The 12,068-nt window shown below is 48.6% G+C and carries 10 protein-coding genes; all 10 read right to left on the minus strand.

Translation table 11 applies throughout. From position 1 onward, the window contains the following. Positions 1-30: 30 nt before the first annotated feature. Complete coding sequence (locus RS891_RS27160) at positions 31-846, minus strand: alpha/beta fold hydrolase (RefSeq protein ID WP_113055410.1); 816 nt, start codon at positions 844-846, stop codon at positions 31-33. A 216-nt stretch (positions 847-1,062) separates the two neighbouring features. Continuing rightward, positions 1,063-3,075: a heavy metal translocating P-type ATPase gene (locus RS891_RS27165; protein WP_315793672.1), complete on the minus strand. Its 2,013-nt coding sequence runs from the start codon at positions 3,073-3,075 to the stop codon at positions 1,063-1,065. A gap of 359 nt (positions 3,076-3,434) precedes the next feature. Beyond that, positions 3,435-4,742, minus strand: coding sequence for a homocysteine synthase (locus RS891_RS27170; RefSeq protein WP_315793673.1), 1,308 nt, complete (start codon positions 4,740-4,742; stop codon positions 3,435-3,437). A gap of 246 nt (positions 4,743-4,988) precedes the next feature. Continuing rightward, the gene (locus tag RS891_RS27175; RefSeq protein ID WP_315793674.1) at positions 4,989-5,834 is read right to left on the minus strand and encodes a sugar phosphate isomerase/epimerase family protein; all 846 of its coding nucleotides are present in this window, start codon (positions 5,832-5,834) and stop codon (positions 4,989-4,991) included. 36 nt (positions 5,835-5,870) lie between these two features. Then, complete coding sequence (gene kduD / locus RS891_RS27180) at positions 5,871-6,623, minus strand: 2-dehydro-3-deoxy-D-gluconate 5-dehydrogenase KduD (RefSeq protein WP_315793675.1); 753 nt, start codon at positions 6,621-6,623, stop codon at positions 5,871-5,873. Positions 6,624-6,705: 82 nt separating this feature from the next. Continuing rightward, complete coding sequence (locus tag RS891_RS27185) at positions 6,706-7,464, minus strand: DeoR/GlpR family DNA-binding transcription regulator (protein ID WP_167434846.1); 759 nt, start codon at positions 7,462-7,464, stop codon at positions 6,706-6,708. Between the two features lie 37 nt (positions 7,465-7,501). Further along, entirely contained in the window at positions 7,502-8,341 is an 840-nt protein-coding gene (gene kduI, locus RS891_RS27190) for a 5-dehydro-4-deoxy-D-glucuronate isomerase (RefSeq protein WP_076291293.1), read from the minus strand. Positions 8,342-8,514: 173 nt separating this feature from the next. Next, the gene (locus tag RS891_RS27195) at positions 8,515-9,498 is read right to left on the minus strand and encodes a zinc-dependent alcohol dehydrogenase family protein (protein ID WP_315793676.1); all 984 of its coding nucleotides are present in this window, start codon (positions 9,496-9,498) and stop codon (positions 8,515-8,517) included. 120 nt (positions 9,499-9,618) lie between these two features. Further along, positions 9,619-11,262, minus strand: coding sequence for an alpha-glucosidase (locus RS891_RS27200; protein ID WP_315793677.1), 1,644 nt, complete (start codon positions 11,260-11,262; stop codon positions 9,619-9,621). A 21-nt stretch (positions 11,263-11,283) separates the two neighbouring features. Then, a complete protein-coding gene (gene pgmB, locus RS891_RS27205) occupies positions 11,284-11,973 on the minus strand; it encodes a beta-phosphoglucomutase (RefSeq protein WP_315793678.1) in 690 nt (229 codons plus the stop codon). Positions 11,974-12,068 lie beyond the last annotated feature (95 nt).

A 12,068-nucleotide genomic window follows, 5' to 3' on the forward strand; every position in this document is an offset into this window, starting at 1 on the left:
TTGGAACGATCTGTAAAGGTCGTATGACGATCACAATCCGGATTTGATAAAACGAATTAATTCGGCATTGAATTTTTCCAATTCATCATAGAAAGCCCCGTGACCGCTCTCTTCAAAAACAATCAATTGAGAACCGGCAATGCCTTTGTGCATCTCCTCGGCAAACTCAAATGGGCAAATCTCATCCTTCTTCCCGTGCAAAATGGCTGTAGGTACCTGAATCGAACTCAGGTCACCTCGCAAATCCTCATCCCGCAGGGCAATCGCACTGTTAATGGTACTGTAAGACGAAGCTTCCATACCGAGTGCATGGAACCAATCCATAAACGGCTGGCTGTGCTCCTTCGCGAAAAACATGCCGCCAAACGTCTCCAGCAGCTTCGGACGATCTGCGAAGATCGGCTCAATAATCTGCTCGGTGAGCTGTGCTGGAGTCAATCCATACGGATAACCCTCACGCTGCGTGAACACTGGTGCCGCGGCAGACAATAGCGCCAGCTTGGATACACCATGTCCCGCATGGCGGGCCATATAATGCACGGCAATCGCTCCACCCATGGAGAAGCCTGCCAGAACCACGTCGGTCAACTCCAGATCATCAATCACGGCACGAACATCGTCCGCCATCCGGTCGTAGTCATAGCCTGTGGACGGGGCATCCGACTTGCCATAACCTCTGAAATCTATTGCGATCGCACGAATGCCTTGATTCGGCAGTACATTTAATTGATATTCGAACATTTTATAATTGACAGGCCAGCCGTGCAAAAAGACAACCGGTGTTCCTTGACCAATATCTTCAACAAATACACTCACATTCGGTTCCACTTGTACGTAACGTCCCATATTTCACAGCTCCCTTTATTGTCATGTCGTTGCAGCGGCAAATTGCCGAACTGCATGGTAATGAATGTTTCAATAACAACGTTCCCTAAGTCAATTTCCGTGAGGAACGTTCCTCTGGAATTGTCTCTTCGTTTCATTACCCGCTGACCCAAGGTTCAAACGCCGTGTGATTTAACGGAATTAGAAGCGTTGTTCAACTTATACAATCCAACCTTGTTATCGCAGCAGTTTTAGTCCATTCAGAATTACCAGAATTGTGCTACCTTCATGGCCTACCACTCCCAAAGGTAATGCAACATCTTGAAGGAAGTTGCCTGCGATTAGAGCCAGAATTACCGTGATGGCAAAAAACATATTCTGCTTCACCGTCCGCTGGGCTCGGCGAGCCTGCCTGATCACCCAGGCAATCTCTTCAATATTGTCATTCATCAGTACAACGTCTGCTACTTCCAGTGCCGTGCCGCTGCCCGATACCCCCATACCCATGCCAACCGTTGCCGCTGCAAGTGCAGGCGCATCATTCACACCATCCCCAACCATCAGCACTTGCCCGTACTGTTCACGAAGCAGATGCACCTGCTTCACTTTATCTTCGGGTAGTAAACCTGCGTATACCAGACCCACACCTGTCTCACTTGCGATCACTGCTGCCGATTCGGGACGATCACCTGTCAGCATAGCCACTTTCACACCCATCGCTTCCAGCATTTTCACCGCTGCGGCCGCTTGTGGGCGCACAGTGTCCCTCATCGCGATCAGTCCGGCCATCTCCCCGTTCGCTGTTATGGCAGATACCGTTTTGCCTTCTCCCTCAAGTTGGGCACGTATGCCATGCCACATAGCAAAACCATTCATATCTGAAGCACCCAATCGCTTCTCTATATCATTTGCATTACTTACCTCACTGATATGATGCATATCCAATTCATCCGTTTTGCCAATTTTCCAGAGAACGCCGTCTACTTTCCCCTCAATCCCCCAGCCTGTCAGAGCCTGCACCTGTTCAGCAATCGGGAGGTTGATGTGCTCCTTGTTTGCCTGCTCCACAATAGCCCGAGCCAGTGGATGCATCGAAAGGTTCTCGATGGCGGCTACCGCGCCCAACAACTGTGTCCGGTCATATCCGTCAGCCGTTATAATATCGGTCACCTGTGGAGTACCCATCGTCAATGTTCCTGTTTTATCAAAAGCAACCACCCGGGTCTGGGCCATATTCTCCACATGAGCGCCACCTTTGAAAAGAATACCGCGACGTGCACTGCTGGACATCGCTGATAACATGACAGGCATAATGGAGGAAACCAGGGCACAAGGTGAAGCGACAACCAGAAAGACCATTGCTTTGTAAAACGCCTCATTCCATGTCCAACCAAGCAATAGCGGTGTTCCCGCAATAACCAGCACCGTTACGGCAACAACAATACGGGCATATATCCCCTCGAATCGCTCAATAAAGCGTTGGGAATCCGGCACTTCCGTCTGCGCCTCTTCCACCAACTTAATGATTTTGCCAAACAGGGATCCTTCAGCGGATTTGGTTACCTCCACATATAGAGCTCCTTCACCGTTCATGGTACCTGCATATACTTCGTCACCAGCTGCTTTGTCTACAGGTAAGGATTCGCCTGTAATCGAGGCCTGATTGATAAAGGAGCTACCACGGTACACGACACCATCCGCCGGAACCAGTTCGCCCGGCTTCACCAGCAACAGATCCCCCGGCTGCAAATCATCGATGGATACAAGATTCATTTTACCGTCCTCAATACGCAGCGCCGTTTCCGGTTTGAGCGCCAGCAATGATGAAATATCCTTATGACTACGCTCCGTTGCATAGCTTTCCAGTGCACCACTTAACGCAAAAATAAAGATCAGCATGGCCCCTTCATTCCAGTAGCCAATAGCTGCCGCTCCGAGTGATGCTGCAATCATGAGCAGATTCACATCTAGATCACGATCCTTGACCAGTGTCTCTATGCCTTCTTTGGCCTTGGTCCATCCACCTATGGCATAAGCAACAATATATAGCAGTACGGATAATGGGTTAGACCATGATGCCGTTGCCCAGGCGATAAGCATCAAAAGTCCACTGCCCAATGCAGCTTGCATTTCCTTATTGCGCAGCATGACCCGAAAGTCCGGTTTGCGCCCCCTGCCTGGGCCAGGTGTATTGGCTGAACGCTGTTCAGCTTTTGCTTTGGTTTGAATGGGTTGGTGTATCGCTTGCATATGAATCACAATCCTTTCTGAATGTCGGGTTGTGGATTACGCTTTGCTGCATCCATGTCCCCTGAATTAAAGTCGTATTGAGAATGAGAGCCATTGTTAATACCCTAAAAATGACACATGCTGCTGCGGGAATCCCGCAGCAGCATGGTTATTGAATGATTTTCAAATCATTTTGATTGAGAATGATAATCATTTTTGTACTTATGCAATTATTTTTACCCAATACAACTTTCGCTTCATTATATGCCTGTGCTTTGCATTTGTAAATGGGTTTTTCACCTTAGCCGATGTAAAATTAAAAAAAGCCACTCGTCCATAAGGACAAGCGGCTCGTGGTAATGAATTATTAACGTGATGAATTAAACACTAACGCTGGATTGCTGGCTAGCCTTAATGGCTTGCTCCAGATCGTAGAGGATATCCTGAATATTCTCTGTGCCCACAGATAGACGAATCAGCTCAGGATTAACGCCTGCTGCGGTCTGCTCATCTTCTGTCAGCTGTTGGTGCGTCGTACTTGCCGGGTGAATGATCAGTGACTTGGAGTCACCTACGTTGGCAAGGTGAGAGAACAGCTTCACATTTTCAATCAGTTTGCGTCCTGCATCCACGCCGCCTTTGATACCAAAGGTCAGAATGGCTCCCTGCCCTTTCGGCAAATACTTCTGTGCCAGTTCATAGGAAGGGTGACTCGGCAAACCTGCATAGCTTACCCATTCCACATCCTCATGTTTCTCGAGATATTGCGCCACAGCCAGTGCGTTGCTGCTATGACGTTCAACACGCAGATGCAGTGTCTCCAGTCCTTGAATGAGCAACCATGAATTGAAAGGTGAGATCGTTGCACCCAAGTCGCGCAGCAATTGTACACGAGCTTTGATAATATAAGCAATCGGTCCAACCGCTTCCGTATATACGACACCATGATAGCTGGAATCCGGTTCAGTCAGTCCCGGGAACTTGCCACTTGCTTTCCAATCGAATTTGCCACTGTCCACAATAACTCCACCGATGGAAGTACCGTGACCGCCAATAAATTTGGTAGCCGAGTGAACGACAATATCAGCTCCATGCTCGATTGGACGAAGCAGATATGGACTTGGGAATGTATTGTCTACAATCAAAGGAATGCCATGTTCATGGGCGATGACTGCCACAGCTTCAATATCCAGTACGTTGCCTTGCGGATTACCGATCGTTTCAGCGTACAATGCTTTTGTTTTGTCCGTAATCGCCGCCCGGAAATTTTCAGGATCACTGGAATCAACAAACTTTACATCCAGGCCAAGTTTCGGTAGTGTGGTTGAGAACAGATTGTACGTTCCTCCATACAGACTCGCTGCGGAAACAATCTCGTCTCCCGCACCTGCGATGTTTAAGAGAGAGAACGTAATCGCTGCCTGACCGGAAGCGGTAGCCAGTGCACCCGCGCCTCCCTCAAGTGCAGCAATACGTTGTTCGAACACATCCGTAGTCGGATTCATCAGACGTGTATAGATATTGCCAAACTCTTTCAATCCAAACAGATTGGCTGCATGCTCCGTATCACGGAATCCGTAGGATGTTGTTTGGTACAACGGTACTGCACGTGCATGGGTGGTCGGATCAATCTCCTGGCCGGCATGAATTGCCAATGTTTCAAATGAAAGCTCACGTTCGTTTGACATAAATCTGTTTCCTCCCTTAACTTATACGTTTGGCAAATCCCTAGTTGTCATGACATGGTGGCGTATGTTTTCCATATTCTCTCACAAGATGTCGCTTTTGAAAAGAAGTATTTCCGATTTTTCCGATGAGAAATATTAATTATGTATAATGAAGACTGCTACACCAAAAAAACCTTTGCTTCCGCAAAGGTTTTTCGGATATTTTTCAACCATCACCTGCTGAACTTCTGCGCGAATTTATACCGTTTATACCCGAACGCCACTCCATATCTCACGTAAATGCTTGGCCGCCGGGACAGCTTCTTCCGCCGTGACCCCTTCTAGTGAAATATCAATGTGTGGTTTATAAGTCTTCAATAGTTCAAAAAATAACGGATAATCCAGAATGCCCTCACCCGGCACCGGATTGAACTTCTCACCCTGCGCATTGAACGCCACATCTTTGGCATGAATGACAATGATACGCTGATATAGCGTTTCCATCACTTCACGCAGGAATGCAGACTGGTCAGCCACATGCGGCTGTTTGATCAGATTACAAGGATCGAACAGCATGCCCAGATTGGATGAAGGAATTTCTTCAAACAGGCGGATCATATGTTCACGTGTATGAAGCGTATGAGTAGATACAGGCTCAATCGCCGCATGAACGCCCCACTTTTCCGCCTCTTCCGCCAGTTCCTCTACCGTCTCTCGCAGCACCGTCCACGCCTTTTCTTCATATCCGTCCGGATGAGAGTCGCGATACGTATCCAAGCCACCGGTCTCCGTTGCCACCATGCTGCAACCAAAATCCCGGGCATAACGCAGATGCTCCTTGAATCGATCAATGTCTGCACGACGGGCCACAGGATCAGGATCAATCGGGTTGATGTAGCAGCCCAGTACCGCAATCTTGACTCCACGCTGTGCAAATTGATCTCCGATCTCGTTCGCCAGTCCAGGGCTCAGCTTGCCATTAGCCGAATCCACATCCGACAACGCCTTGGCTAATGCCAGCTGGACCGAATTAAATCCGTTATCCGCGATGCTCTGTGCAAGCTGTGCTGTAGGCTGTTTGCCAAACGTATGCGCAAGAATACCAAGTTTCATGTCACTGTCTCCTTTGCAATCTGATCGCTGACAGGGTTAACGAGCCATCCAGCCGCCATCCACATTCAGTACATGACCATTCAAATAATCCGAAGCCGCCGATGCCAGGAAAACAACCGGACCTTTCAGATCCTCAGGTGTTCCCCAGCGTCCAGCCGGAATCCGTGCTGTGATGTCACGATAACGATTTTCATCGGCGCGAATCTGGGTCGTATTGTCTGTTTCCATATAGCCTGGTGCAATCCCGTTGATTTGAACACCTTTGCCTGCCCATTCATTTGCGAGTGCTTTCGTTAAACCGGCTACCCCATGTTTACTGGCCGTATATCCTGGCACGTTAATTCCGCCCTGATAAGACAGCATGGAGGCAATATTAATGATCTTACCGCTTCCTCGCTCAATCATATGTCTGCCAGCCAACTGGCTCAGGAAAAATACCGTATTCAGGTTAAGCCCTATGACATCATGCCAGTCCTGCTGACCGTGATCGGCTGCAGGTGTACGACGAATAATTCCCGCATTATTGACCAGAATATCAATTCTCCCTTGAAAGGCTAATGCCTTTTCAAACACCCCGGTCAATTCGTCCTCACGGCTCAAATCAGCTTCAATCACATACGCTTTGTGTCCTAGAGCCTCAATGGCACGGGCTGTTTCCGATGGATTGGAGTAAGACACCAGCACAACATCCGCACCGGCTTCAGCAAGGCCAATCGCCATTCCTTGCCCCAGACCTCCTGATGTGCCAGTGACAAGTGCAACTTGTCCGCTTAAATCAAATGGGTTCATGAATGATTCCTCCGCATGGTTATTGGGTTGCAAACCGTTTTCTTCAGCCTCGGCAGTCACGTAACCACTGTGGAACTGAAGGTCAGCTCTGATAATCCACTTCGATGCCATTTTGCCTGTACAGGGCTGCTGTTTCCTCATCCAGCCGACTGTCGCTGATGATGCAGTCCAACTCCGAACAGTGCGCAAAAGTCCGAAGGGCAAATTGTCCAAATTTATAATGATCCACGACGCCATAGACCTGCTGAGAAGCTGAGATCATTGCTTTTTTTAGTGGCACCAGATCTCCTGTATATATGGAAAGTCCAAATTCCGGATGAAGTGCCGTCGTTGAGATAAACGCTTTGTGAATGTTGAGACCGGAAATGAAGGCCGCCGTATCGTCTCCTACCAGCATATTACGGACTCTTGCTCCGCCGGGGACAACCAGTCGCACCTGCTCCTTTTTGGTCAGCTCAGCAATAATGAACAGATCATTGGTGACCACGGTAATGGGTTGATTATCCATTCGCTTCGCCATCTCCAACGTGGTGCTTCCGCCGTCCAGCGCAACAATATCTCCTGGCCGGATATAAGCAAGAGCTCGCTCGGCAATCTCCGTCTTCTCCGAATGATGCTTTTCCGTAGCACCACGACTCGTGAGGATGCCATACTGGTCATTCTGAGCCAGCATCGCACCCCCGTGGACACGTACGAGCAATCCCATGCCTTCCAGCTTATCGAGATCCTCCCGAACGGTCTTGCCCGTCACCTGTAGCAGTTCACTCAGATCACTCACGGTGACTTCCTGCCGCTCCAGCAAAGCCTCCATAATTTTTTCATGTCTTTTCAATGGATTCATCACAGATCAACTTCCTGTTTCTTTGGAATTTACGCACCTATTTCAGGTCCTTCATCGCCACGCCGTCCATATCCTCGAACGTCTGGTTTTCACCAGCCATTGCCCAGCAGAACGTATAGCTGCTCGTACCGACACCACTGTGGATGGACCAGCTAGGAGAGATGATGGCCTGACGGTCACGTACAACCAGATGCCGTGTTTCGTTTGGCTCGCCCATCATATGGAATACGACACCATCTTCCGGCAGGTTGAAATATAAGTATACTTCGGAACGGCGGTTGTGGGTATGTGCAGGCATGGTATTCCACATGTTGCCCTTGTCGAGTTCCGTAATGCCCATCACCAGCTGACAGCTCTGGATTCCGCCTTCTCCCTGGTGGATATAACGGTAGATTGTCCGTTCGTTCGAGCTTTCGATACTACCGAGGTGGTTCGGCTGAGCTTGTTCTTGCGTTGCTTTTACTGTTGGATACGTGTGGTGAGCTGGTGTAGATACAAAATAAAACTGAGCCGGCTGATCGTTGCCGTTGCTCTTGAACACAACTTCTTTTACACCTCTGCCGATGTACAGGCATTCCTTCGCACCAATCTCGTAGCCTTGGCCGTCAGCTGTCACAGTTCCATGACCTCCAACATTAATGATACCGATTTCACGACGCTCCAGGAAAAAGTTCGTTCCGATATCCTTCAGATTCACTTCAAGTGCAATATCCTTGCTTTGAGGTACAGCCGTTCCTACAATATAACGATCCACATGAGAGTAAACGGTTACCAATTCATCTGTGGCAAACAATTGCTCCATCAGGAATTCCTCGCGCAGACGGGATGTATCATAGTTTTTCACTTCATTCGGGTGTGCAGCATAACGGTTTTGCATCATTAATCCATTCCTTTCGTTAGTCAGATAATGTTCATATAAGTTCATTTTAGTTCATTTTGTATCTTTTGTGTACCTTTTTTTGAAAATTAAAAAAGGTTAACCAATATTTATTGGCTAACCTCATAAAACGAAAAGCGTCCTATACTTCAATATTTTTATAATCTATTGCATTAACTTAATAGAAGAATCTTTCCCTCGATGCTCAATTCAGAGGCTGCAATGGCCTGTTTCACATTTTCCAATCCAAACGTCGCCCCAATGTTTGCCATCAGTAGTCGACCTTCTCGAACTAACTCAATTACTTCATTGAATACCTGTTCCCATCGTTCTTGCGAACATCGTTCTACCCAATGTTTCAGCCAAAAGAGTTTAACGTTGACTTGTGTTCCGCGGGTCATCTCATGCCATAACGGTGAGATACCTGAGAGCAGTCCGACGCTGATTACCGTGCCATGCGGCCTTAGAAAACTTACGAGCTTCTCTCCGTCTGCACCTCCGATGCAGTCGACGGCCGCAGTAGCGCCATGTCCCTCCGTTAACTCTGCAATTCTCTCCTGTAGCAACTCTTCCATCGTATTCAGGACCGAAAATGCGCCAAGTCGATATAAATCAGCCATATGGCGATCATTTCTTGTGAGCGCAATCATATGAAATCCCAGAATCTTCGATAATTGAGCGAAGATTCGCCCAATCGCGGAACCACCAGCATTGACAATCAAGGTATCGCCGTACGTAAGATGAAGTATATCCGTACAAATCAGCCAAGCTGTTATTAGGTTAATGTAGATCTGACTTGCCGATTGATCATTAATTTCATCAGGCACAATGATCGCATGTCGATCCAAAGTTTTCACCATCTCTTGCCATGTGTTCTCGCCTCTCAACGGTAAGACGCGTTGGCCTAACAGTTGATTGGATACTCCAGGTCCTACTGCCTCCACGATCCCCACTCCCTCGAACCCAGGTACAGCTGGCAATGCCGTTCGATGCGGATATGCGCCTCGAACGGGAATGACATCTGAAGGATTAATAGGCCGAGCGCGCATCCTGATCGCTAATTCACCGGGTCCAGGGGGCACTAACTCCTTCTCCTCTATGCACAGCACTTCGTTCGGCTCGCCGAAACGATAATAACGTATAACCTTAGTCTTCATTATTGCAACTCCTAAAATCATTTTTTTAGATAAAAATATAACACTAGTGTCCCCAATATTGGGATAAAAAAAGAACCCGACGGGAAAATCCCCGCCAGGCTCTGGTGATCTTGCTATATATTATAAGGAGTAAATGAGCGCCTCATAAGGACGCAACCGAAGGGTGCCTTCTCTAACCTCATCCGAGGTTGACCGATCCAGATTGCCAATAACGAAGCTTGCATTCGTGGCTCGATCAGCGAATGAAGCAGGCAGACGATAGGACTGCTCCCGGTCCGAGTGATTGAGAATGACAAGCCATGTCTCTCCATCCAGACTGCGGCTATAAGCATATACATGCTCTTCCCCTGACGATTGGTCACGATAATCTCCATAGACCATAACCGCGTGCGTTTTACGCAGGGCAATCAGCTGCTGATAATATGCAAATATGGAGTCCTGCGCGGCCAAATCCCGCTCCACATTAATCTCTCCATAGTTGGGATTCACCTGCATCCACGGCTGCCCTTCGGTAAACCCGGCATGCTTGCTGCCATCCCACTGCATGGGTGTGCGGGAATTATCCCGGCTCAGCGGCTGAAGACTGTGGAGCACTTCATCTGGCGCACGGCCCTTACCGATCTCTTCCTTATATTTGTTCTTCATTGCAATATCGTGATATTCATCAATGGTAGAGAACCGGACACCCGTCATGCCGATCTCCTCTCCCTGGAAAACATACGGGGTTCCCGGAAGGGTATGAATCATGGTCGCCAGTTGTTTGGCGGATTGCACACGGTATTGTCCATCATTGCCGTACCTCGAAACCTGTCGGGTGTGATCATGATTGTTCAGGAACTGGGAATTCCAACCTTCATGACGGAATGCTTCATACCAGCTCTCCTGAATTTCCTTATACCGTGCCAGATCCCATGTAGGCATATCATCCGCCACCTGGAAGTGGAATAACGTATGCAGCTCTTTCCGATTGTCACCCACATACAGAAGGCCATCCTCAGGTGTGACAAACGGAATTTCGCCTACAGTCATAATGTCATAATGCTGGAGAACTTCCCGGTTCATTTCTTGCAAATATTCATGAATACCCGGATTATTGCCCAAATAATCAATGTTCTCCGGGTGCTCCGCATCCGGGAAACCTTCCAGCTTGGCGAGCAGATTAATAACATCCATGCGGAAGCCATCAATGCCCTGATCCAGCCAGAAACGCATCATTCGATAAATCTCCTGACGCAGCTCAGGATTTTCCCAATTCAGATCAGGCTGCTCCTTGGCAAAGGAGTGGAAATAATACTCTCCCGTTCGCTCGTCATATGTCCAGGTCGACGGTTCAAAATAAGAGCGCCAGTTGTTCGGTGGACCATCCGGTTTCCCCGGCTTCCATATATACCAGTCACGTTTCGGATGATCGACAGATGAACGTGATTCTTCAAACCATGCATGCTGCTCTGATGTATGATTGACCACCAGATCCATAATGAGCTTCATGCCCAGTTCATGGACCTTGTCCAGCAATTGCTTGAACTGCTCCATCGTTCCTGCTTTCGCCATGATGCGGTAATAATCTGCTATGTCATACCCGTTGTCTTTGTCCGGCGATTCATAGATGGGATTAAGCCAGATGACATCTATACCCAGACTTTTAATATAGTCGAGCTTGAGCAGCAATCCTTCCAAATCCCCGATGCCGTCTCCATTTGCATCCAGGAAGCTCCGCCAGTAGACCTGATATACAACGGCTTCTTTCCACCATGCCCGGTTCATGCTGCATCTCCCCTTTTCTGCTTAATGGCTGTGCTCCTGCAACGTACGCTCCAGGAATGACAGCGTAAGCTGTTTAGTATCCTTCAGCACCACGTCCGCTCCGGAACCTTTAAGTACAGCTTCTTCACCAATACCCACGGCGATCATGCCTGCGGATTTGATGGCCTCGATACCCGCTTGCGCATCCTCGATGCCGATGCAGGCTTTAACGTCAGCACCCACTTCTTCCGCTCCGCGCAGGAACAGATCAGGTGCTGGCTTGCCGTGGGGTACGGAATCCGGATGTACCACAAAGCGGAACAGCGAGTCCAACTCCAGCGCCTTCAGAATTTGAGGGGCATTTTTGCTGGCCGAAGCAATTACCGCAGGAATGCCGGAGGCTTGCAGCTCAAGCAGCAATTCCCGAATTCCAGGGTAAGTGTGCTCCGGTGTCAGTGAGTCCAGCAACGAGACGTAATGTTCGTTTTTACGCCGTGCGAACTCTTCCTTTTCCTCAGCCGAAAATGTATCTCCCTTGCCACCCAGACGTAAAATGCGCGCCAGCGATTCTCCGCGGCTAATGCCCTTTAACTGCTCGTTGAACTCCCGATCAAACGGAATATCCAGCGATTCCCCCAGCTTCTTCCACGCTACATAATGGTACTCCGCTGTGTCAGTAATGACACCATCCAAATCAAAAATAACGGCTTGAAGTGCTCCGTTCCCTTTCATTACCCGTTCCTCCCCATGCCATTGCTCTAGTTGAGTTCAACTAAAAGATATTTACACTGGTCACTCCGATGACAGAACAACCTTCCGATCGCTGT

The sequence above is a fragment of the Paenibacillus sp. BIC5C1 genome (assembly GCF_032399705.1).
Classification (GTDB): Bacteria; Bacillota; Bacilli; order Paenibacillales; family Paenibacillaceae; genus Paenibacillus; species Paenibacillus taichungensis_A.